This is a genomic window from Aquabacterium sp., from assembly GCF_030652515.1.
Lineage (GTDB): Bacteria > Pseudomonadota > Gammaproteobacteria > Burkholderiales > Burkholderiaceae_C > Aquabacterium.
In genome coordinates this window covers 89,202-112,084 of the sequence record NZ_JAUSAR010000196.1, presented here as the reverse complement: position 1 = coordinate 112,084, position 22,883 = coordinate 89,202, and the positions used below count along the sequence as shown (strand labels likewise).

General features: G+C 60.7%; 22 protein-coding genes and 1 pseudogene. 10 read left to right on the top strand and 13 right to left on the bottom strand.

What is annotated here, in order from left to right; genetic code table 11:
• Positions 1-92: 92 nt before the first annotated feature.
• Both Q7V20_RS22620 and Q7V20_RS22615 read left to right on the top strand, forming a co-directional pair.
• Positions 93-1,319, top strand: coding sequence for a response regulator (locus tag Q7V20_RS22620; RefSeq protein ID WP_304796156.1), 1,227 nt, complete (start codon positions 93-95; stop codon positions 1,317-1,319).
• Positions 1,316-1,945, top strand: coding sequence for a response regulator transcription factor (locus Q7V20_RS22615; RefSeq protein ID WP_304796154.1), 630 nt, complete (start codon positions 1,316-1,318; stop codon positions 1,943-1,945). Before Q7V20_RS22620 ends, Q7V20_RS22615 begins: the two co-directional genes overlap by 4 nt.
• A 12-nt stretch (positions 1,946-1,957) precedes the next feature.
• On the opposite strand, the gene Q7V20_RS22610 is transcribed toward Q7V20_RS22615, so the two are convergent.
• Complete coding sequence (locus tag Q7V20_RS22610; protein WP_304796152.1) at positions 1,958-4,399, bottom strand: UvrD-helicase domain-containing protein; 2,442 nt, start codon at positions 4,397-4,399, stop codon at positions 1,958-1,960.
• 123 nt (positions 4,400-4,522) lie between these two features.
• Here Q7V20_RS22610 and Q7V20_RS22605 point away from each other — a divergent pair, with 123 nt between their 5' ends.
• Positions 4,523-4,915: a hypothetical protein gene (locus Q7V20_RS22605; protein WP_304796150.1), complete on the top strand. Its 393-nt coding sequence runs from the start codon at positions 4,523-4,525 to the stop codon at positions 4,913-4,915.
• On the opposite strand, the gene Q7V20_RS22600 is transcribed toward Q7V20_RS22605, so the two are convergent.
• Genes Q7V20_RS22600 through Q7V20_RS22585 form a run of 4 tightly spaced genes read right to left on the bottom strand, consistent with a single transcriptional unit; the run spans position 4,882 to position 6,444 of the window.
• On the bottom strand, positions 4,882-5,211 hold the full coding sequence (locus Q7V20_RS22600; protein ID WP_304796148.1) for a YqjK family protein: 330 nt from the start codon (positions 5,209-5,211) through the stop codon (positions 4,882-4,884). The two genes, Q7V20_RS22605 and Q7V20_RS22600, sit on opposite strands and share 34 nt — an antisense overlap.
• Entirely contained in the window at positions 5,208-5,633 is a 426-nt protein-coding gene (locus tag Q7V20_RS22595; RefSeq protein WP_304796146.1) for a phage holin family protein, read from the bottom strand. Before Q7V20_RS22595 ends, Q7V20_RS22600 begins: the two co-directional genes overlap by 4 nt.
• A 21-nt stretch (positions 5,634-5,654) precedes the next feature.
• Positions 5,655-5,957 (bottom strand): YqjD family protein, encoded by a 303-nt coding sequence (locus tag Q7V20_RS22590; RefSeq protein WP_290662120.1) that lies wholly within the window; start codon positions 5,955-5,957, stop codon positions 5,655-5,657.
• A 40-nt stretch (positions 5,958-5,997) separates the two neighbouring features.
• Entirely contained in the window at positions 5,998-6,444 is a 447-nt protein-coding gene (locus tag Q7V20_RS22585) for a universal stress protein (RefSeq protein WP_304796145.1), read from the bottom strand.
• A gap of 218 nt (positions 6,445-6,662) precedes the next feature.
• Here Q7V20_RS22585 and Q7V20_RS22580 point away from each other — a divergent pair, with 218 nt between their 5' ends.
• Positions 6,663-9,512, top strand: a complete 2,850-nt coding sequence (locus Q7V20_RS22580; RefSeq protein WP_304796143.1) for a valine--tRNA ligase — start codon at positions 6,663-6,665, stop codon at positions 9,510-9,512.
• Positions 9,513-9,592: 80 nt separating this feature from the next.
• Positions 9,593-10,462, top strand: coding sequence for a UTP--glucose-1-phosphate uridylyltransferase GalU (galU, locus tag Q7V20_RS22575; RefSeq protein WP_304796141.1), 870 nt, complete (start codon positions 9,593-9,595; stop codon positions 10,460-10,462).
• Between the two features lie 4 nt (positions 10,463-10,466).
• Here galU and Q7V20_RS22570 read toward each other — a convergent pair whose 3' ends face one another.
• From Q7V20_RS22570 to Q7V20_RS22545, 6 genes are read right to left on the bottom strand one after another with little or no spacing between them, the layout of a single operon-like run.
• Entirely contained in the window at positions 10,467-10,997 is a 531-nt protein-coding gene (locus tag Q7V20_RS22570; RefSeq protein WP_304796224.1) for a shikimate kinase, read from the bottom strand.
• A 30-nt stretch (positions 10,998-11,027) separates the two neighbouring features.
• Positions 11,028-13,133 carry a type IV pilus secretin PilQ gene (gene pilQ / locus Q7V20_RS22565; RefSeq protein WP_304796139.1) on the bottom strand — a complete coding sequence of 702 codons (2,106 nt, stop codon included), beginning with the start codon at positions 13,131-13,133 and terminating at the stop codon, positions 11,028-11,030.
• 23 nt (positions 13,134-13,156) lie between these two features.
• Positions 13,157-13,693, bottom strand: coding sequence for a pilus assembly protein PilP (locus tag Q7V20_RS22560; RefSeq protein WP_290660375.1), 537 nt, complete (start codon positions 13,691-13,693; stop codon positions 13,157-13,159).
• Complete coding sequence (locus tag Q7V20_RS22555; protein WP_304796134.1) at positions 13,690-14,385, bottom strand: type 4a pilus biogenesis protein PilO; 696 nt, start codon at positions 14,383-14,385, stop codon at positions 13,690-13,692. The genes Q7V20_RS22560 and Q7V20_RS22555 overlap by 4 nt, the downstream gene beginning before the upstream one ends.
• A gap of 12 nt (positions 14,386-14,397) precedes the next feature.
• Entirely contained in the window at positions 14,398-15,039 is a 642-nt protein-coding gene (locus tag Q7V20_RS22550) for a PilN domain-containing protein (protein WP_304796133.1), read from the bottom strand.
• Positions 15,036-16,073: a pilus assembly protein PilM gene (locus tag Q7V20_RS22545; RefSeq protein ID WP_370652544.1), complete on the bottom strand. Its 1,038-nt coding sequence runs from the start codon at positions 16,071-16,073 to the stop codon at positions 15,036-15,038. Before Q7V20_RS22545 ends, Q7V20_RS22550 begins: the two co-directional genes overlap by 4 nt.
• 288 nt (positions 16,074-16,361) lie before the next feature.
• Here Q7V20_RS22545 and Q7V20_RS22540 point away from each other — a divergent pair, with 288 nt between their 5' ends.
• Positions 16,362-18,740 (top strand): penicillin-binding protein 1A, encoded by a 2,379-nt coding sequence (locus Q7V20_RS22540; protein ID WP_304796129.1) that lies wholly within the window; start codon positions 16,362-16,364, stop codon positions 18,738-18,740.
• Between the two features lie 5 nt (positions 18,741-18,745).
• Here Q7V20_RS22540 and cyaY read toward each other — a convergent pair whose 3' ends face one another.
• Positions 18,746-19,099 (bottom strand): iron donor protein CyaY, encoded by a 354-nt coding sequence (gene cyaY, locus Q7V20_RS22535; protein WP_304796127.1) that lies wholly within the window; start codon positions 19,097-19,099, stop codon positions 18,746-18,748.
• Between the two features lie 23 nt (positions 19,100-19,122).
• Here cyaY and Q7V20_RS22530 point away from each other — a divergent pair, with 23 nt between their 5' ends.
• From Q7V20_RS22530 to Q7V20_RS22515, 4 genes and pseudogenes are all read left to right on the top strand, one after another.
• Positions 19,123-19,296, top strand: coding sequence for a lipoprotein (locus Q7V20_RS22530; protein WP_304796125.1), 174 nt, complete (start codon positions 19,123-19,125; stop codon positions 19,294-19,296).
• A complete protein-coding gene (gene lysA, locus Q7V20_RS22525; protein WP_304796124.1) occupies positions 19,293-20,561 on the top strand; it encodes a diaminopimelate decarboxylase in 1,269 nt (422 codons plus the stop codon). Before Q7V20_RS22530 ends, lysA begins: the two co-directional genes overlap by 4 nt.
• Before the next feature lie 51 nt (positions 20,562-20,612).
• The gene (locus tag Q7V20_RS22520; RefSeq protein WP_304796222.1) at positions 20,613-20,903 is read left to right on the top strand and encodes a nucleotidyltransferase family protein; all 291 of its coding nucleotides are present in this window, start codon (positions 20,613-20,615) and stop codon (positions 20,901-20,903) included.
• Positions 20,900-21,214: pseudogene (locus Q7V20_RS22515) on the top strand (DUF86 domain-containing protein); the annotation flags it as partial. The gene Q7V20_RS22520 and the pseudogene Q7V20_RS22515, both read left to right, overlap by 4 nt.
• Positions 21,215-21,519: 305 nt before the next feature.
• On the opposite strand, the gene Q7V20_RS22510 reads toward Q7V20_RS22515, so the two are convergent.
• Positions 21,520-22,785, bottom strand: a complete 1,266-nt coding sequence (locus Q7V20_RS22510; protein WP_304796122.1) for a porin — start codon at positions 22,783-22,785, stop codon at positions 21,520-21,522.
• Positions 22,786-22,883: the final 98 nt, after the last annotated feature.

Here is a 22,883-nt window from a genome sequence, read left to right as displayed (position 1 = left end):
CGCGATTGTTAGAATTTTTCACTTATTCGGCCGCCGAGTAGTCACAATGACGCGGGAAAACTTGGCGCAAATCGAAGGATTGAAGGCCCCCTGTGTCCGACCATTTCACGCCCCCTTCCTTTCCACGGCCGCCTGCGGCACCCGCCCACGCGACCAGCGAATCGCCCGTTCGCCTCAGGGTCCTGCACCTGGAAGACAGCGAGCCCGACCATGACCTGGTGATGATTCACCTGCGCCGGGGCGGCATCCTGGCCGAGGTTTTGCGCGTCGAAAACGAGGCCAGCCTGTCCGAAGCCCTGGAACAGGAATGGGACTTGATCCTGTCCGACTACAACCTGCCCGGCTACTCTGGCCTGGCCGCCCTGGACAAGGTGCGCTCGCTGGGCAAGCTGGTGCCCTTCATCCTGGTATCTGGCGAAATCGGCGAAGACATCGCTGTGCAAGCGATGCGCAACGGCGCCAACGACTACCTGCTCAAAAGCAACCTGGCGCGCCTGGCCCCGGCCGCGCTGCTGGCCATCGAGGCCAACCGCACCCGCATCGCGAAACAGTACGCCGACCTGGCCCTGACCCGCTCACGCCAGCAAATCCGCGAACTCGCCCAGCATTTGCAGACCACCATCGAGCAGGAACGCGCGGCCATTGCCCGCGAAATCCATGACGACGTGGGCGGCGCGCTCACCGCCGTCAAGTTCGACCTCGCCTGGATCGCGCGGCATGCCACCACGCCCGACATCGCCGAGCACGCCCAGCAGGCCATGGAGGCCGTCACCATGGCCCACGAGGCCACGCAGCGCATCATGCACAACCTGCGGCCCGCCATCCTTGAGCAAGGCCTGGTGGCCGCCCTGCAGTGGATGAGCGACCGGTTCGCCAAGCGCACCGGCATCGCCACCGAATTTCGCACCAGCCATGAACAGATGGTGCTGTCGGCTGGCGTGCCGCTGGTGGCTTACCGCTTCGCACAGGAGTCGCTCACCAACGTGTCCAAACACGCGCAAGCCAGCCGCGTCAGTGTGGACCTGGCCCAGGCCGGCGGCGTGCTGTCGCTGGAAGTGAGCGACAACGGCCGAGGCTTGAGCCCCGACGACCTGGCCAAGGCCAAGTCCTTCGGCATCCGAGGTCTGCACGAGCGCGCCGAAACCGTGGGTGGCTGGGTGGACATCAGCAGTGGTGCCAATGGCACAACCTTGATTCTGTCCGTCCCCTTGTCTGGCCCCGAAAACGGTTTCCTGGATGCAATTGCGCCAGAATTGAGCATCGATACCGTCGGTACCGAAGGCGACCCTGACGACCCCACCGCATGGGGTACCCAATGATCAAAGTGATTCTGTGTGACGACCACGCCTTGATCCGTCGAGGCATCCGCGACACGCTGGCCGATGCAGACGACATCGACGTCGTTGGCGAGGCGGGCGACTATGGCGAACTGCGCGAATTGCTGCGCTCGAAGTCCTGCGATGTGCTGGTGCTGGACATCAACCTGCCCGGCCGCAGCGGCCTGGACGTGCTGCATGTGCTGAAGGAAGAAGGCACCACCTTGAAGGTGCTGGTCGTGTCCATGTACCCCGAAGACCAGTACGCCATGCGTGCCCTGAAGGCCGGTGCTGCGGGCTACCTCAACAAGGGCAGCGACGCCGCCCAGATCGTGGCCGCCGTGCGCACCGTGTCGCAGGGCAAGAAATACGTGACGCCCGAGATGGCGCAGATGCTGGTCGACAACCTGACCACGCCCGCGCCTGAAGACGCGCATCAAAAACTGTCTGACCGCGAGCTGCAAACCCTGGTGATGATCGCCTCGGGCAAGAAGCTGTCGGACATCGCCGAGCAATTGCTGCTCAGCCCCAAGACTGTCAGCGTCTACCGCGCCCGCGTGCTGGAGAAGCTGGGCCTGGCCAACAACTCCGAGCTCACGGTCTACGCCATCCGCAACGGCCTGGTCTGAGGCCTTCTTCGGTCACTCGATCGGGGTCAGCTTGGCCATGCTCAGCATCAACCACTTGGTGCCATGGCGGCCAAAGTTGACCTGAACCCGGGCATCGGCACCATTGCCTTCCAGGGTCAGCACCACGCCTTCGCCAAACTTGTTGTGGAACACGCTCTGGCCTGACCGGAAGCCGCCCTCGCTCTTGGCTTGGGCCATCTTGTTGGGCAAAGGTGCGGTCAGGTCCTTGAAGTCGTCTTCCTTCTTGGCGCCGTAGTAGCTGCCACCAGATCGATAAGGCTGCGCGCCCGCGCCCACCACCGACCCCATGCCCTTGCCACTGCTCCAGGCCTCCTGGTATGACTTGGCATAGCCGGAACCAAAGCCCTGGTTGCGCGGCGTCAGCCACTTCAAGGATTCTTCCGGCAACTCATCCAGGAAACGGCTCTTGATGTTGTAGCGGGTCTGGCCATGCAGCATGCGCGTCTGGCTGAAGCTGATGTGCAAGCGCCTTCGAGCGCGCGTGATGGCCACGTACATCAGGCGGCGCTCTTCTTCCAGGCCGTCTGTGTCGGTCATCGAGTTCTCGTGCGGGAACAAGCCCTCTTCCAGGCCCGTGATGAACACGCTGTCGAACTCCAGGCCCTTGGCCGCGTGGATGCTCATCAACTGCACCGCATCCTGCCCCGCTTGCGCCTGGTTGTCACCCGCCTCCAAGGCCGCGTGGGTCAGGAAAGCGACCAGGGGCGAGATGATCTCGCCGGTCTCGGCATCGGGCAAGGTCTCGACCAATGCCACGGCGCGGGGCAAGCCCTCGGCAATCGTGCCGGGCAACTCGTCCACCGGCAAACCCACAGCGTCCTTGCCAAAGCCTTCCAGCGTCACGAAGGCTTCGGCGGCATTCACCAGTTCGGCCAGATTCTCCAGGCGCTCCTGACCTTCTTTCTCCAGCCGATAGAAATCTGCCAAGCCGCTGGCCTCGACCACGTGTTCGATGATCTCGCGCAAAGTCAGCCCTTGGGTCGCGGCACGCATGGCATCGATCAAGGCGTTGAAGGCTTGCAGATTGCCCCCCGCCTTGCCCGGCACCGCCGTCACGCTTTGCCACAGGCTGCGGGCACTGCCACGAGCGGTGTCCTGCAGCACCTCCAGCGTGCGCGCGCCAATGCCGCGCGCCGGGAAGTTGACCACGCGCAGGTAGCTGGTGTCGTCGTTCGGGTTCTCCAACAAACGCAGGTAGGCCAGCGCGTGCTTGACTTCAGCACGCTCAAAAAAGCGCAGGCCGCCGTACACCTTGTAAGGAACGCTGGCATTGAACAACGCCGACTCGATCACGCGTGATTGCGCATTGCTGCGGTACAGCACCGCGAGCTCTTTCAAGGCATGGCCTTCTCGCACCATCAGTCGGGCTTCGTCCACCAGCCACTGGGCTTCGGCATAGTCGCTGCTGGCCTCGTAGATGCGAATGGGTTCGCCCACGCCAGCATCCGTGCGCAGGTTCTTGCCCAGGCGGCGCGTGTTGGTTGAGATCAGCTTGTTGGCCGCGTCCAGGATGTGCCCGAAGCTGCGGTAGTTCTGCTCCAGCTTGATGACCCGAGGCACGCGGAACTCGCGCTCGAAGTCCGCCATGTTGCCCACCTGCGCACCCCGGAAAGCGTAGATGCTCTGGTCGTCATCGCCCACCGCGAACACGCTGTTGCCCGTCTCTTCAGGCCGTCCGGCGAACATCTTCAACCAGGCGTACTGCAAGCGGTTGGTGTCCTGGAACTCATCGACCAGGATGTGCTTGAAGCGGCGCTGGTAATGGTCGCGCAACTCGCCGTGGTCGCGCATCAGTTCATACGTGCGCAGCATCAGCTCGGCGAAGTCGACCACGCCCTCGCGCTGGCATTGATCCTCATAGGCCTGGTAGACCTCCAGTTGCATGCGCCCCACCTCATCGCGCGGCGTGATGTCCTTGGGGCGTTTGCCATCGTCCTTCGCGTTGGCGATGAAGTAGCTGGTCTGCTTGGGGATGCACTTCTCTTCGTCGAACTTCAGCCCCTTGATGATGCGCTTGACGGCCGACAGCTGGTCTTGCGTGTCCAGGATCTGGAAAGATTGCGGCAAACCCGCCAATTTGTGGTGCGCCCGCAGGAAGCGATTGCACAGCCCGTGGAAGGTGCCAATCCACAGACCCCGCGTGTTGATGGGCAGCATCGCCGACAAGCGCGTCAGCATTTCCTTGGCGGCTTTGTTGGTGAAGGTCACGGCCAGGACGCCAGCGGGCGACACCTGCCCGGTTTGCATCAACCAGGCGATGCGCGTGGTCAGCACCCGCGTCTTGCCCGAGCCGGCCCCCGCCAGAATCAGCAGTGGTCCGGGAGGCGCGGTCACGGCCGCCAGTTGCTCGGCGTTGAGACCCACCAACAAGGGGGAATTGCCCTGAGGGCCGGTTTGGGGAAAGAATCCTGGGTCAGACGAATTTGAAATCATCTAAAAATTGTAGGCGGCATCCGCCACAGCTCAGGGAAATAACATGTCGGCCACCTTCTCGCCTGGAGCATCACTGCTTTCGGGCTCGTCTGCATTCATGGCTCAAGCCTGGGTTGCCCACCCATGAACACGCCCCACACCGACCCCACCCGATTGACCGTGGACTACCACGATGGCCGAAGCGACCAGGCCCAAGCCGTGAGCATCTGGGTATCCCAAGGCATGCTTGAGTTGGCCGGCCACGGCATCTTGCGGCAAATTCCCATCCACCAGGTGCAATGGCCCGATCAAACGGATGAGCCGGGGGCGTGCATCATCCAATTGCCGGGCGGTGGCACTTTGCGAGCAGCAGACCGCCTGGCCTGGGATGCCTGGCAAGCACAGCAGAACCTCACGCCCGCTGCATCCTTCGCGAAGAACCGTCAGAGCTGGCGCTGGAGCCTGGTGGCCACCCTCATGCTGCTGGCGATCTGCGCCGCCAGCTATGTGTTTGCCTTGCCCACCAACAACGGCTGAAGTTGGCGCCAGGTCCGCCAAAGCCACCACACCCGGCTGCCCCAGGCCCATGTCCCTTTGGATGGGACTTTGGGGCGCCGCCGAAACAACCACCAGGCCACCAGACCCGCCGCACCCGCCACCCAGGCCGGGTGCGCCGCCAGCCAACGTCCGCCTTGGTGGACACGGTCCACCACCCCAAAAGCCGGGGCCAAAGTGGTGGAAGATTGAAGCGCCAAGCTGTTGCGCAACGCCTCACTGCGCTGCTGCAAAAGCTGTTTCTTGAGCGCCAGCTGGTGCAGACGTGGCGCGGTCATGGCGCCTCAGCATCCTGCGGCTTGACCTGCCCGGGCGACATCAGCGCTTGTCGATCCTGGTCCAGCTCGGCCAAGGTGGCACTCAGCAAACCCGTTGAGGCCTGCCAATGGGCGTTCGCGCGCCACATCGCCAACGCGCAAGCCAGGATGAAAAACACCCCCATCAAGCCCAGCGCCAGCAAGCGGTGCTCATCCCAAAACAAGACCGTGATGAAGGCCGCCACGAACAGCAGGCCCATGCCACCCAGCAACAGCGCCACCGCGCCCCACGCCAACACCTTGAGCAGGCGCAGTTTCTCTTCTTCCAACTCGGTGGCCAACAGCTCCAGCCGGGTTTGAAAAATGGCCAACAAGGTGGCCAGCAAACCTCGCAAGGACGACAGCAAACCACCGGCTGAAGGCGTGGTCGATTCAGCAGCCATCAGGCCCGTCCCCAGGCCAGGTCAGCGCCGACCAATCAGCATGCCCAGCAGCAAACCCACCCCCGCCGCCACACCCACCGACTTCCATGGGTTTTCATGGACATAACCGTCCGTGGCTTTGGCCGCGGCCTTGGCCTTGTCGATCACCGCGCCCTGGGCATCCAGCAACCCATCCTTGGCCCGTGCCAAGGTGGCTTGCGCCTTGGCGCGCAACTCGACCACACCCGCACTCGCGTCGTGGGCCGTGGCAGCCAACAAGGCTTCGGCGTCGACCAGCACCGCTTTCAGGTCGGCCATCAATTTGTCTTTTTGGGCAGCGCTCAGTTCGGACATTGCTTTCTCCTGGAGTTAATCAATCAATTGATCAATGGATGATCAGCAAGGGCAGCTTGCTGTGAGACAACACGCTCTTGGTCAGCGACCCGTGGATCAGCGCATCGAAGCCATGGCGCCCATGGGAAGCCATCACGATCAAATCGCATTTCTGCCGCTCGGCCAAATCCACGATGGCTTGCTGGATGCCTTCGGTCACCATGAACTGGCCGTCAAAGTGAACGCCCGCCTCCACCGCCCGGTCCGCGAAGCGCTTCAGCACCTTGCGGGCATGTGCCTCGCGACTGGCCTGGTGGTCCTGGATGGTGGCCGCCGTGTAAGCGATGGCCACCTGCTCCATCACCATGGGCGGCAAGGGTGGCTCGACGGTGAAGCCGGTGATCGACGCGCCCAGCAGTTTGGCCAAGCCCACGCTGGTTTCAATCGCCTTGTCGGACAGCTCGCTGTCATCCACCGGTACCAGTAAGTGCTCGTACATTTGAACTCCTTCTGAGTTTCAGCCATTCAGCCATTGATTCCATCGTAGGACCATTGAGCGCCGCTTACAAGCCGATGGACCGCGCGGGGCAGCAATGACCTTGATCCAGCGCAGGATTTACCAGCAATTGGCTTGCCCGCTGAAAAAGCCGCCCGCCCAACTAAAATCGGGGCAATGCCAAGACCGCCGGGCTTTTCCGCGCACAGCACACTCCCACCATGACCGAACTTGCCAAATCCTTCGACCCCGCTCCGATTGAAGCCCAATGGGGCCCGCTGTGGGAGCAACGCGGCCTGTACACGCCCACCCTGGATCCGAGCAAGCCTTCGTTCTCGATCCAGCTGCCGCCGCCCAATGTGACCGGCACGCTGCACATGGGCCACGCCTTCAACCAGACCATCATGGACTCGTTGACGCGTTACCACCGCATGCTGGGGCACAACACGCTGTGGGTGCCCGGCACCGACCACGCCGGCATCGCCACCCAGATCGTGGTGGAGCGCCAGTTGCAAGAGCAAAAGCTGACCCGCCACCTGCTGGGCCGCAAGAACTTCGTCGCCCGCATCTGGGAATGGAAGGAAGAAAGCGGCACCACCATCACGCGCCAGATGCGCCGCATGGGCGCCAGCGTCAGCTGGGAGCACGAATACTTCACCATGGACGAGAAGCTGTCCAAGATCGTCACGCAAACCTTCGTCACGCTGTTCGAGCAGGGGCTGATCTACCGGGGCAAGCGCCTGGTCAACTGGGACCCGGTGCTTAAGTCCGCCGTGTCCGACCTCGAAGTTGAAAGCGAGGAAGAAGAAGGCTCGATGTGGCACATCCGCTATCCACTGGAAGATGGCAGCACCTCGCTGGTGGTGGCCACCACCCGCCCTGAGACCATGCTGGGCGACACCGCCGTCATGGTGCACCCCGAGGACGAGCGCTACCAGGCCCTGATCGGCAAGAACGTCAAGCTGCCGCTGAGCGGCCGCCTGGTGCCCATCATCGCCGACGACTACGTCGACAAGGACTTCGGCACCGGCGTGGTCAAGGTCACGCCTGCGCACGACAACAACGACTACGCGGTCGGCCAGCGCCACGGCCTGCCCATGATCACCATCTTCACGCTGGACGCGAAGGTGAACGACGAAGCCCCCGCCGCCTACCGCGGCATGGACCGCTTCGTGGCCCGCAAGGAAATCGTCGCCGATCTGGAAGCGCAAGGCCTGCTGGTCGAAGTCAAGAAGCACAAGCTGATGGTGCCGCGCTGCACCCGCACCGGCCAGATCATCGAGCCCATGCTGACGAACCAGTGGTTCGTGGCCATGAACAAGGCCGGCCCCTCGGTCGATGGCCAGCCTGGTCAGAGCATCGCTCAAAAGGCCATTGACGTCGTCGAAAGCGGCGAGGTCAAGTTCGTGCCCGAGCAGTGGGTCAACACCTACAACCAGTGGATGAACAACATCCAGGACTGGTGCATCAGCCGCCAGCTGTGGTGGGGCCACCAGATCCCGGCCTGGTACGGCAACAACGGCGAGATCTTCGTCGCCCACACCGATGCCGAAGCCAAGGCCAAGGCCGCAGCCGCCGGCTATACCGGCAGCCTCACGCGTGACGAAGACGTGCTCGACACCTGGTATTCATCGGCCCTGGTGCCCTTCTCGACCCTGGGCTGGCCTGAAAAGACCGTCGAACAGGACCTGTTCCTGCCCTCCAGCGTGCTGGTCACCGGCTACGACATCATCTTCTTCTGGGTCGCCCGGATGATCATGATGACCAAGCACTTCACCGGCAAGGTGCCGTTCAAGCACGTTTACATCCACGGCCTGGTGCGCGATGCGCAGGGCCAGAAAATGTCCAAATCCGAAGGCAATGTGCTGGACCCGGTCGACCTGATCGACGGCATCGAGCTGGCGCCCTTGCTGGACAAGCGCACCACCGGCCTGCGCAAGCCTGAAACTGCGCCCAAGGTCCGCAAGAACACCGAGAAGGAGTTCCCGGACGGCATTCCCGGCTACGGCGCGGATGCCCTGCGTTTCACCTTCGCCGCCCTGGCCAGCCTGGGCCGCAGCATCAACTTCGACAGCAAGCGCTGCGAGGGTTACCGCAATTTTTGCAACAAGCTCTGGAACGCCACCAAGTTCGTGCTGATGAACTGCGAAGGCCAGGACTGCGGTCTCGTCAAGCACGAGCCCGGCCAGTGCGCGGCCAACGGTTACCTGGACTTCAGCCCGGCCGACCGTTGGATCGTCAGCGAGTTGCAGCGCCTGGAAGCCACCGTCGAGCAAGCTTTCGCCGACTTCCGCCTGGACAACGTCGCCACCGCACTCTACCAATTCGTCTGGGACGAGTACTGCGACTGGTACATCGAGATCGCCAAGGCGCAACTCAACGCCGCCAAGGACACCGGCAACGAGGCGCAACAACGCGCCACACGCCGCACCTTGATTCGCGTGCTGGAAACCATCTTGCGCCTGATGCACCCCATCACGCCATTCATCACCGAAGAGCTGTGGCAAACCGTGGCCCCCGTGGCGGGCCGCAAAAGCGCTGGCTCCGACGAATCCATCGTGCTGGCCCCCTACCCCAAGCCCGACCTTGGCCGCATCGACCCCGAGTCCGACGCCTGGGTGGCCAAGCTCAAGGCCCTGGTAGGTGCCTGCCGCAACCTGCGCAGCGAAATGAGCCTGTCACCTGCCGAGCGAGTGCCCTTGCTGACCGTGGGCGACACCGCCTTCGTCACCCAGGCCGCACCGCTGATCAAGGCCCTGGCCAAGCTCAGCGAGGTCAAGGTGCTGGACGAGGCCGCGTTCACGGAAGCGACCAGCCTGGCCCCAGTGGCGGTTCAGGGCGAAACCCGCCTGGCACTCCATGTCGAGATCGACCTGGAAGCCGAGCGCAAACGCCTGGACAAGGAAATCCAGCGCCTGGAGGGCGAAATTGCCAAGGTCCACGGCAAATTGGGCAATGAAAGCTTCGTGGCCCGTGCGCCCGCCGCCGTGGTCGAACAGGAAAAGCAACGCCTGGCCGATTTCACCGCCACCCTGGAAAGAGTGCGTGAGCAGTTCCAACGACTAGGGTGATCCCCTGGGTGAGGGAACTATCCATGTGCAAAAGGCTCCATGGCTGACAACATTGAGCGCTGCACTGAGGAATCCAAGAAATGCAAATCACCAAGGCCATTTTCCCGGTCGCCGGACTGGGCACCCGGTTCCTGCCCGCCACCAAGGCGCAGCCCAAGGAAATGCTGCCCGTGGTGGACAAACCACTGATCCAGTACGCGGTGGAAGAAGCCTATGAGGCTGGCATCCGCGAGATGATCTTCGTGACCGGGCGGCACAAACGCCCGATCGAAGACCATTTCGACACCGCGTTTGAACTGGAATATGAGCTGGAGCAAGCTGGCAAGCATGAGCTCCTGAACGTCGTGCAGTCCATCAAACCTGCCGACATGGAGTGCGTCTTCGTGCGCCAACCCAAAAGCCTGGGACTGGGGCACGCGGTGCTGTGCGGCGAGCGCCTGGTGCGGGGCGAACCCTTTGCGGTGCTGCTGGCCGACGACTTGATGGTGGGCGACACTCCCGTGCTGCGCCAGATGGTCGAGCAATTCGAGCAATGGCGTTCGTCCATCCTGGCTGTGCAGGAAGTTCCTCAAGAGCAGACCAAGCGCTACGGCATCGTGGCGGGCACCCAGGTCAACCCGCACCTGATGGATGTGTCGCGCATCGTTGAAAAGCCAAGTCCTGATCAAGCGCCTTCACGCCTGGGCGTGGCCGGTCGCTACATCTTGACACCAGGCATTTTTGAGCAAATCCGCTCGCAACCTCGGGGCGTGGGCAATGAGATCCAGCTCACCGACGGCATCGCGGGCATGCTGCGCCGAGAAAAAGTCTTTGCCTACCAGTACCAGGGCAAGCGCTATGACTGCGGCAGCAAGGAAGGTTTCCTGGAGGCCAACATCGAACTGGGCTTGCAGCACAGCCAAGTAGGCCCTTGGCTCAAGCAGTACCTGCAACAGCTTCAACTGGGCTGAGGGATCAAGCCTCCGGCGGACTCAACTCCGCCAGCCCCAGCTGCACCATGATCATGCTGACCAGGGCCCCGACCGAAGGGCGCCCGGTGTCAATGCAGTGGTGCGCGGTTTCTTCATAAAGAGGGTGCCGCTGCTCATAAAGCTCGCGCAATTTGGCCATCGGGTCCTTGACCTGCAGTAGCGGCCTTTGCGTGTCATGCCTCAAGCGCCGAAACAACTCTTCAGGTGTTGACCGCAGGTAGATCACGGTCGCCCGCTCTTTGAGATGTCGGCGGTTGGCTGGTCGCAGCACCACACCACCACCCGTGGCGATCACCAGCGGCGATCCCGCTCCCCCCGCAGCCTGGCTCGTCAACTCATCAATGACCGCTTCCTCATGGTCGCGGAAAAGCGCCTCGCCATGTTGCTCAAAAAACAAGCGGATGGGCATGCCGATCCGCTCTTCCAGCACCACGTCTGAATCGATGAAGCGAGCCTTGATTCGCTTGGCCAGTTGCCGCCCGACGGTTGATTTACCTCCGCCAGGCAGCCCCACGAGTGCAATCACGGCATCCAAAGGTCTCGCTCAGCGCAAAGCGCCCTTCTCGGAGACCACTTTGGGGGTCAGGAAGATCAGCAGTTCGGAACGCTTGGATTGGCGCGTGCTGTTCCTGAACAAGACACCCATGTAGGGAATGTCACCCAGCCAAGGCACTTTTTGTTCATTGTTGAGCTCTTGCTGCAAGAAGATGCCGCCAATGACAACCGTACCGCCGTTTTCAACCAGCACCTGTGTTTGCACGTGCTTAGTGTCAATGGCAAAACCGAAGTCGGTCGATTGACCCACGCTGTCTTTGTTGACATCCACATCGAGAATGATGCTGCCTTCAGGGGTGATTTGAGGCGTTACTTCCAGCTTAAGGTTGGCCTTGCGGAAAGTGATGGCAGTCGCGCCACTGGACGTTGCCGTTTGGTATGGCAACTCAGTGCCCTGCTCGATCAAGGCCTTTACTTGGTCTGCCGTGATTACCCGAGGGCTGGAAACGATTTTCCCACGGCCATCGGCTTCAAGTGCTGACAACTCCAGGTTCAGGAAGCGGGTAAGGCTGGAATTGAAGAGCGAGATGCCCACGCTGGCAGGTGTTCCGAAACCTGACGATGCAGGCAAGTTCACGAACTGGGAACTGGTAGTACCTGCCACGGCGCCAAGGTATGTACCAGCAACGTTACCTTGGATTTCGCCCCGTCCAACGGAAGTAGCACCGCCGCCCAACTTCACGCCCAGGGAGCGGCCAAAGCTGTCGTCGGCTTCCACAATCCGGGCCTCGATCAGAACCTGGCGGACAGGAATGTCGATTTTGCTGATCAACTGCTGAATCTCTTCCAGCTTGGAAGGGATGTCATTGACGAAGATCTGGTTGGTGCGGGTTTCATAAATGACACTGCCACGAGGTGACAGGATCTTGGTGGTGGTATTGCCACCACCGCCCGAACCGCTGCCCGATTGCGTCCCCGTCAACCCCTTGGCGATTTCTTCGGCCTTGGTGTAGTTGAGCTGGAAAGATTGAGTGCGCAGAGGCTCCAGGGCCGCCACTTGGGCCTTGGCTTCCAGATCCAGCTTTTCCTTGGCATTGATTTCATCCTTGGGCGCGATCCACAGCACATTGCCGCTCTTGCGCACACCCAGGCCCTTGGCTTGCAGGATGATGTCCAAAGCCTGATCCCAAGGCACATCTTTCAGGCGCAAGGTCACATTGCCAGTGACGGTGTCACTGGTCACCACGTTGAAGTTGGTGAAGTCGGCGATGACTTGCAGCAAGGCACGCACTTCGATGTTCTGGAAGTTCAGCGAAAGTTTCTCGCCCGAATAGCCTGGCCCTTGGGTCAGTTTGTTCGGGTCAACCTTGCGCCGACGCACTTCCAGGACGAACTGGTTGTCGCTTTGGTAGGCCGAATGTTCCCAATCGCCGCGGGCGTCCACCAGCAGTTTGACCCGGTCACCCGTCTGCGTGGCGCTGACGGTTTGCACCGGCGTGCCAAAGTCTGCCACGTCAAAGCGGCGCTTCAGACGGTCAGGCAAACTGGCGCGCACAAACTCGACCACCAGGTTTTGTCCCTGCTGCTTGATGTCCACGCCCACCTGGTTGTTAGGCAGGTCCACGACAACCCGGCCTGCACCATCCTGGCCTCGGCGGAAGTCGATGTCCTTGAGTGCCAAAGGCGCCGCATTACGGGCTTCCGCGAAATGCACAGTCTCCGGCGAGGTGGCCGTGCCCGTCTTGGCCTCGGTCACGGGGGCCGGGGTCGAGGCTGGCGATGGGTCAAGCACCAGAATCAAGGTTTTGCCCTGCAACTGGGCCTTGTAGGTGGTGGGCTGGCGCAAGTTCAGCACCAGACGGGTACGCTCACCCGCTTGTGCCACATTCACCGTGCGCAGATTGCCTTGATTGAGGTCCACCATGTTGCGACCCAAGGCACTGGTCACACCAGGCAAATCGATCGCAATGCGAGGCGGTGCCTGCACGACAAAGCCTGCCGGCACCAGAGCCAGGGGCTCGGACAACTCAATGCGGACCACATCAGAGCCAGCCTGCTGGCTGCTGGTGATCGACTGAATGGCCGCTGCAGCCCAGGTCATGGGAGACACCAAAGCCAGCGACAGCCCCGCCAGCAAGACGCGCCACGGTTTCATAGTCAATTTCTCCTGCAGGTGTTTCATCGCGCGGTCTCCTGGAGTTGCAGCGTGGTCGGGCGTTCGGTCCACTCGCCTGCGGCGTCCTGAACGATCTCGCGCAACTCAATTTCGGTCTCGGTGATCTTCATGATCTTTCCGTAGTTCTGGCCAAGGTAGTCCCCGGTCTTGACTTGATAAAGCAGGTTATCGACCCTCAGCAGGGCATAAGGAGCACCTTTACGATTCACGCTGCCCACCATGCTCATGGAATCCAATGGATAGGCTTCCAAAGGCTCTTTGCGGCGGTTCAATTCAGCAGAGATGGCGGAGTTGGGCTGCCTGGCCTCTTGCTTGAGGGCCACCGTGAGCTTCTGAGTGCTGAAGGGCTCCACACCATCGGCGCCCACATAAGCGCGAGGGTTGAACTTTTGCGGCGGCTTGAGCGGCGGCACGCTGGGCTGCACCTCATGCCGCTGCTGGTCCATCCAGGCTTTCAATTCATCCTGCTCGGACGCGCAGCCCGCCAGCAGCGTCATCGCGGTCAAGGCCACCAAGGCCAGATGAGGGCGACAGGTCATTTCTTGTCCCCTTTGTTGGCTTTGGCCTTGTCGGCGCGCTGAGCTTCCACCTCGGCGGGATCAAGGTAACGGTAGGTACGAGCCGTGGCTTCCATGAACAGGGCGCCGCCAGAACCAGCGGCTGCGGTGGCAGGCGTGCCAATCGTCAGGTTGTGCAACGTCACGATCCGGGAGAGGTTGGCGATGTCGGCGGTGAAGGCACCGATGTCATGGTATCGGCCGGTCACCCGGATCGAAATCGGCAACTCGGCGTAATAGTCCTTCACCGACACCTGTCCGGGACGGAACAACTCGAACTCCAGACCACGCCCCAGACCTGCCTGGTTGATGTCGGACAGCAAAGCGTCCATTTCGGCCTTGCCGGGCAGTTGCTTTTCAAGCTGGGTCACGTACTCCTGAACCTGCGTGCGTTGCTTGCGCAACTCGTTCAGGTTGATGGCCTGGGCCAGCTTGCTGCGGAACTCCTGCTTGAGTGCAGGCTCCTTGTCTCGCTCGGCGGTCAGCGCCTCGTCCTGGCTTTGGAGCAAACCGAACCAGCCCAGCACCAGCACCACCACACCGGCGAGCAGGAACATGGCCAGTTTTGGCAGGATGGGCCACTGCCCAGGCTCATTGGGGTTGAGGCCCCGGAACTGATCCTGCGCATCGGCAAACCAGGCGTTGAAGTCAATGTTGAAATTAGGATTCGCCATGATGTGCCCGCCTCAAGACTTCGGGGCCGCGGATGCAGCTGGACTCGGTGCTGACGCACCCGATGCCGCCGAGGCAGCCGGCGAGACATCCTGAGGACGCTTCAAACTCAAGCGGATGGAGAAGTCGAACAGGCGCTTGGGCTCGCGCACGTCTTTCGCCTGCTGCGCAGAAGCCTTGATTTCCTGCAATTCGGGTTTTTCAAGCCACTCGGACTTGTAGGCCGTGTTGCGCAAGAACTCGGACACCCGTTCGTTGGTCTGAGCAATGCCGGACACCATCACCGTCTGACCATCTTGCTTGATGGTCTTGAGGTAGATGCCCTCGGGTGTCTGGCGAACCAGTTCGTTGAGCAAGTGCACCGGGATGTTCCGGTCGATCTGCAGGTCTTCCACGGCCTTTTGGCGGGCCTTCAAGGACTCGATCTCGGCCTTCAGGCCGGAGACATCCTTGATGTCTTCCTCCAGCTTGTGGATCTCGGCACTGAGGAACTCGTTGCGAGCCTGCTGTGCGGAGATCATCTGCTGCTGAACCGCATAAGCCAGTGCGACCAAAACCGCGCCAGCCACCACAGACAGCCCCAGACCCACGAAGAAAGCCTGCTTGCGCAGCTTTCGTTTTTCCTCGCGATGAGGCAACAGGTTGATCAAAATCATGCGAGGAACCTCCGCATGGCCAGTCCACAGGCGGTGAGGTAGGACGGCGCTTCACGGCGAAGTTTGCTTTCGCGGATGGCCGATCCCAGCTTCATGCCATCGAAGGGGTTGACCACCATGGAGGCAAAACCCGTCAGTTCGGTCACTCGGTCTTTCAGACCTGGCAAGGCGGCCGTGCCGCCGGCCAGCATCACGTAGTGCACCTTGTGATGCGGTGTGCTGGTGAAAAAATATTGCAAGGCGCGGCCAATTTCTTGTGACAGGCTGTCCACGAAGGGACCCAGGATCGTGCTTTGAAAATCTTCAGGCAGATCGCCCGCCAGTTTCTTGGTCTCGGCTTCTTCAAACGAAAAACCGTACTGGCGCGAGATCAGTTGCGTCAACTGAGCGCCACCAAAAGCCTGGTCGCGGTCGTAGAGCAACTCGTTGTCTCGCAAGACTTTCAGGCTGGTGTTCTCGGCCCCGATCTCGAACAAGGCCACCAGGGCATCCTTGCCCTCGCCGGGCAGGTTCTCAACCAGGCGCTGCACGGCCAGGCGCGAGGCATAGGATTCGATGTCCAGGATGGCAGGCTTGAGGCCGGCCGATTCGGCCAGGCCTTGACGGTCTTGCACACGGTCTTTGCGCGATGCGGCGATCATGACCTCGACATCACCCGCCGATGTCGGGCTGGGTCCGACCACGCAGAAATCCAGGCTGACTTCGTCCAGAGAAAACGGGATGTATTGGTTGGCCTCGGCCTCCACCTGCATTTCCATTTCTTCTTCACGCAGGCCTGCCGGGAGCATGATTTTTTTCGTGATGACGGCCGACTGCGGCATGGCCATGGCCACGTGCTTGGTGCGGGTGCCGCTTTTGACGACGACCTTGCGCACCGCTTCCGCGACTTCGTCGAATTTTTCGATTTGACCGTCGGCGATCCAGCCCTTTTCAAAGGGCTCGGACGCGAATCGTTCCAGTATGTATTCGCCAGACTGCGTCTGGCTCAGCTCGACCAGCTTCACGCTTGATGAACTGATGTCCAGTCCAATCATTGGCGGATGCTTGCGGCCCAAGAGCGTGTCAAGAAAGCTCACACCGTCCCCCACGCACCGACTAAGGCGCTGGAATGTTAATAAACCACTTCAATGCTATCAGTAAAGGTTTTGTGTTTGAACGAAGTTAAAGCAGGGCAAATCCCAACGACGTTGCGATATGCACACGCCTTACAGACAGTTGCAAATCCGACCAAGATGTGAATGAGCTCAAAGTGTGCCATGGTGTACAGGGGCTCAAGCCTTTCCAAGTTCCTATAATCCGCGCAGTGTCACAGGCCTGCCCCCATGAGCGATTCCGTTTCTTCCAAAGCCCCACATCAACCCAGCCCCTGGTGGGCAACCTGGCTCGCCAAACCCCTGCTTGCCTTGATCGGACTGGGGCTGGCGGCCGCTTTGGGCGGCGCTTTGCTGGCAGGCATCGGACTGGTGGTGGCATACCCTCAATTACCCGAGGTTGGCGGATTATCCGACTACCAGCCCAAAATGCCGATGCGCGTTTATTCGGCAGATAACGTGCTAATTGGAGAGTTTGGCGAAGAAAAACGTGATTTTCTGCCCATCAAACAAATTCCCCAAGTCATGCGGGAAGCCGTTTTGGCGATCGAAGATGCCCGCTTCTACAAACACGGCGGCGTGGACTACATCGGCGTGCTGCGTGCCGGCCTGGCCAATTTTGGCGAGGCCCGCAGCCAGGGTGCCTCGACCATCACCATGCAGGTGGCCCGCAATTTCTACCTGCCCACCGAGAAAACCTTTACCCGCAAAATCTACGAGATGCTGCTGGCCCTGAAGATCGAAAGCCTGTTGAGCAAGGACCAGATCCTGGAGCTCTACATGAATCAGATCTACCTGGGGCAACGCGCGTATGGTTTTTCAGCCGCCTGCGACACCTATTTTGGCAAGCCCATCAAGGACATCACCGTGGCCGAAGCCGCCATGCTGGCCGGCCTGCCCAAGGCGCCGTCCGCCTACAACCCGGTTCGCAACCCCAAGCGCGCGACGATTCGCCAGCAGTACATCATCGACCGCATGTTTGAAAACGGCTTCATCACGGCAGAACAACGCGATGAAGCCAAGGATGAAGAACTGGCTTACCGCACGAAAGCCCCGGTTTCCGCCCATGCCGAGTACGCGGCCGAGGCCGCCCGCTCCTTGATGCACGACCAGTACGGGCCCGACGCCTACACGCGAGGCCTGAATGTCTACACCTCCGTGCGCATGCCCGAACAGACCGCCGCGTACAAGGCCTTGCGCAAGGGCTTGATGGATTTTGACCGGCGCCAGTCATGGCGGGGCCCGGAGGCCTACATCGATTTGCCGGCCGACCCCAAGCAAGTGGATGTCCGAGTGGCCGAAGCGCTGGAAGAACACCCTGACAGCGACGCCATTCAGGCGGGCGTGGTGATGTCGGCCGAGCCCAAGAAATTGGTGGTGGCACTGCAATCCGGCGAGCAAATCACCATTGGCCCCGAAGGCCTGCGCGCCGTCGGCAACGCTCTGAACGACAAAGCCAATCCCAAAGTGCAGATCCGCCGTGGAGCGGTGGTTCGCCTGATGCAAAACGCCTCGGAGCAATGGACCGTGGTGCAATTGCCCGAAGTGGAAGGTGCTTTTGTGTCCATGGACCCAAGAACAGGCCTGATCAAGGCCATGGTGGGCGGCTTTGACTTTGGCCGCAACAAGTTCAACCATGTCACGCAGGCATGGCGCCAGCCGGGCTCCAGCTTCAAACCCTTCATCTACTCGGCCGCCTTGGAAAAAGGCTTCACCCCCGCCACCACCGTCAACGACGCCCCCTTGTTTTTCGACGCAGGCGTCACTGGCGGCCAGCCCTGGGAGCCCAAGAACTACGACGGGAAGTTTGAAGGCCCCATGACCTTGCGCCGCGGCCTGGCCAAATCAAAGAACATGATCTCGATCCGGGTGCTGCGCTCCATCGGCACCAAGTATGCGCAGGACTGGGTCACCCGCTTTGGCTTCGATGCCGACAAGCACCCGGCCTACCTGACCATGGCCCTGGGCGCAGGTTCGGTCACCCCGATGCAGATGGCCGATGGCTACGCGGTGTTCGCCAATGGCGGCTACCGCGTCAACCCCATGCTGGTGCTGAAAGTGACCGACTCTCGAGGCCACGCGCTGGCCCAGTACCGCCCTGCCTTGCTGAACGAATCAATGCGCGCGATCGATGCGCGCAACGCCTTCATGATGAGCAGCCTGCTGCAAGAGGTGACCCGGTCGGGCACGGCGGCCAAGGCGCAGGCCACGCTGAAACGCCCCGATTTGTATGGCAAGACCGGCACCACCAATGACTCGATGGACGCCTGGTTCGCGGGCTACACGGCCCACACGGTGGCAGTGGTGTGGATTGGCCATGACCAACCCCGCAAACTGGGCGACAAGGAAACGGGCGGCGGCCTGGCCTTGCCGATCTGGATCGACTACATGGGCACCGCCCTGCGAGGCGTACCGGTCGAAGAACCACCGCAACCTGATGGCATGGTCAACATCGGCGGAGAGTGGTTCTACGAGGAATACACCTCAGGCACCGGCGTTCGTGAACTGGCCCCCGAGCCGGAAGATCAAGCGCCAAGCACGCCCGAACCCACCTCCTCCGACGAGAAGCAAAACATCCTCGACATGTTCGGCAACGCCAAACCCCAATGAACGACTCAGAAACTCAGGGGCACGGCGGCTTGTTCGCTGGCACAAGCCGACAACAGGGCAAAGAACTCCTCACCAGAACGGGTGTCCAGCCACCGGCCATCGCCAGCCTGTCGAAAATGAAAGCCGCCGCGCTTGGCGGCCAGCCACAGTTCCTGCAATGGGGGCTGGGCGTTGATGATGAGTTGAGTGCGGTTGGGCAACGTGAGCGTCAGCATGCCGCCGGATCGCGCGGAATCGATGTCCGCCACATCGCCCTCCAGCCAGCGGTCCACCGTGGTTTCGATGCGCGTCAGCACGGCCTGGATGGCCTCGTGGTATTGCGCATCAGTGAGGACTGAAGGCGTATTGAGGGCGTTCATCGGGGAATCCTTAGAATGTCGGCATGAAGAAACAGTCTCTGATTTTAGGCAGCATCGCAAAACCTCTGCCCGCACTCGTGCTGCTGGGCACCCTGCTGCTCAGCGCCTGCGGCCAAAAAGGCCCCTTGTACCTGCCTTCGCCCGATCAAGGCACCCCCTCCGCATCCTCTGGCACCAAGGCCAAGCAAACACCATGACCCTGCCCGGCTCCCCCTTTCTGGCCTACCGTGGCCCCGATCTGTTTTTGGACGATGTCCGGCTGGGCGACCTGGTGCAAAAGCACGGCAGCCCCTTGTATGTGTATTCGCGCCGCGCCATGCTGGCCGCGCTGGCACCGTATCAAAGTGCCCTGAAGGGTCGGGCTCACCTGGTGTGCTATGCCATCAAGGCCAATTCCAACCTGGCCGTGCTGCAGACCTTTGCCCAGGCAGGGTGTGGTTTTGACATCGTGTCCGCTGGCGAACTGGCCCGGGTGCTGGCCGCCGGAGGAGATCCGGGCAAGGTGGTGTTTTCAGGCGTGGGCAAGACCCGGGCGGAAATGCAGCTTGGCATCGAGGCTGGCGTGCGCTGTTTCAATGTTGAAAGCACAGCTGAGCTGGAAGTGTTGTCCGAGGTGGCCAGCAGCCTGGGGCGCCGGGCGCGTGTCAGCCTGCGCGTGAACCCGGATGTGGATGCCGGCACGCACCCCTACATCTCGACGGGCCTGAAAGGCAACAAGTTTGGCATTGCCCATGAAGAGGCCGTGGCCACTTACCAGCGCGCAGCCTCGTTGCCGGGCCTGGACGTGGTCGGCATTGATTGCCACATCGGCTCGCAAATCACGGAAGTGGCGCCTTACCTGGATGCCCTGGATCGCGTGCTGGATCTGGTCGAGGCCATTGAAGCGGCGGGCGTGCCCATTCATCACATGGACCTGGGTGGCGGCTTGGGCATCACTTACACCAATGAAACGCCACCTGCTGCGGACGTGCTGATTGGCAAGCTCTTGGCGAAGATCGATGCACGAGGCCATGGCCACCGCGAGATTCTGTTTGAGCCGGGCCGCTCCCTCGTCGGCAACGCGGGCGTGCTGCTGACCGAAGTCCTGTTCCTCAAGCCGGGTGAGCAGAAGAGTTTTTGCGTGGTGGATGCCGCCATGAACGATCTGATGCGCCCGGCGTTGTACGAGGCCTACATGGGCATCGTCAATGTGCGCCAAAGCACGGCGGCAGCGCAGGTCTGGGATGTGGTCGGGCCTGTTTGCGAGTCAGGCGACTGGCTGGGCCGTGACCGCGCACTGGCGGTGCAAGCCGGTGATGTATTGGCTGTGCTGTCGGCTGGTGCTTATGGCATGACCATGGCCAGCAACTACAACACGCGCGGGCGGGCGGCTGAGTTGATGGTGGATGGGGATCAGGTGTGGGTGATTCGGGAGCGTGAGGCGGTCCAGGACTTGTTCAGGCTGGAGCACCGAATTGCATGATTCATGAAATCACTTACCATCATCGAACGAGTTTCGATAACGAAAGTGTTCATGCGACCATCACTCGCGCTTGATCTCAAGCGAAGTACTGTGCGTGAAGCGGCGGGCCGCTTTCGGGCGACCAACCCGCGTGTCTTTGGATCGGTGGTTCATGGCACCGATACGGATGACAGCGACTTGGATCTGCTGGTCGATGCCCTGCCTGGCGCAACACTGTTTGACCTTGGCGGACTGCAAGACGAGCTGGAATCGCTACTTGGCGTCCACGTCGATTTGCTGACCCCGGCCGACTTGCCGCCAAAGTTTCGAGCAAAAGTCCTCGCAGAAGCGCAACCTGTATGAGCGAAAGCCGCTTACCTGACTACCTTGACCATATGCACCAGGCAGCAACTGACGCATGCAGTTTCGTGGAAGGACTCAGCAAAGACGGCTTTTTAGATGACAAGCGAACCCAGCAAGCCGTCATCATGAGCCTCATCATCATTGGCGAAGCAGCTACTAAGGTGATGGATGTCCACGCCGAATTTGCCCAAGCACAACCTGCCATTCCTTGGCGCGGCATGCGCGGTATGCGCAATCGCATCATCCATGGCTATTTCGACATCAATCTGGATGTTGTGTGGGAAACGGTACAGACAGCACTCCCTGAGCTTCGATGGGTGGCTTGCGCCAAATGGTCAAGTCGATCTTTAACAGCATCTTCGAGACGAACAGTCATCGTGGTAGACATGGCGGGGCGCAATGCGGTGTGTTGCACCCAAGACCAAAGCAAGGTGCCAGTAGATTTTGAGCATACAGTGAGCTGCACGTGAGCCCCCCCCCACCTAGGCTTGGCCAAAGCCATGGCGGGCTGGGTGAGCCTGCTTGAGCAGTAAAGGCTGATCAAGCAAAACCAACTTCCGGTAGCTCCCAAAAAAAACCGCCCGAAGGGCGGTTTTGACTTTTGGCAGAACCGGTATCAGAAGCTGTGGCGAATGCCCATACCAATGTAAGTGGTCTTGCCATCGGGATTGATGTTGGCGCCTGCGAAAATCGGTGTTTCGCGGAAACCAGTGGCGACACCAATGACGTCAGGGCCACCAGCCACAGAAGGACCTGCAGCACCCAACGCTGTAGCCGCGAAAGGCGTACCTTGGTCATCCCTGATCTGGCCAACACGCGTGAACAGGCTGGTACGCTTGGACAGAGCATAGTCGGCGCCCAACATCAAACCTGTGTCTTTGCCTTTCGTGAAATTGCGAAACCTGGTTTGCGATGCCTGCGCGACCAGCGCCCAATCACCCACGGGAATACGCGTACCAATGGCCAAGAAATCCAGCTTCAAATCACGGCCATCAGTCAAGCCATATTTGCCTTGACCATACACACCATTGAAAGTCAGTCCAGATGAATTGGGAACAGTGAACTTGGCACCCAAATTGAATGCTTGGTACTTGTCCAAGTTAAAGTTAGTGGTGAACACCCCACCATAGCTCACAGGCGTGTTGTCAAAAGCATTCTGGTGATAACCACCAGTCAACGTTAGGCTTTCGCTGGAATAAGCGCCAAACAAACCAAAAGTGCGCCCAGCCTTCGTTCCGGTTTCCGAACCAGCGGTGGCACCACCAATGATCTGGCCCGTCGAAGCCGTTGCAGCGGGCGCACGAGCGGGACTGATGATCGAAGCAACGCCGGCATTGGGCGAGTAAGAAAGTTCGCCCGTGAAGCCCCCAGCTTTGAGCCAATAGCTGATCTGGTTGTCGTGACGGACATGCAGGTTATTAGATGCACCACCTTCGATGAACAGGTCGGTAGCACCGAAACGCTCGGTCGTGACCAAGGCGGTGGAATAGAAGATAGGAGCGTATTGACGACCCAAACGGAATTCACCGAAATTGGTGGTCAAACCCACATAGCTTTGACGACCAAAGATCCGGCCATCCTGGCTCAGGGCACCCGTGTCATGGTTCAACTGGCCTTCCAGGACAAAGCTTGCCTTCATACCGCCGCCAAGGTCTTCCACACCCTTGAAGCCAAACGACGTCTGCGATGTGGCGCTTGGGGATACACGCGTAGCGCTGTACTTAGCCGTAGGGGAGGTTGAGGTCCCAGCAGATCGGCTGACGTGATCAACGCTCACATCGACATTGCCGTAGAGGGTCACGCTGGATTGAGCCATGGCGCCGCCGGCACCCAGGGTTGCCAAAGCCACCGCGACGGCTTTGGTCAGAACGTTCTTTTGCATGGATATCTCCTAGATATCCCCCTGAATCGGGGGTCGAATCAGATTGTTGCGCAACCAGCCAGTACCCATTTAGAGGTTTGTGCTAGGTGTCGCGAAAG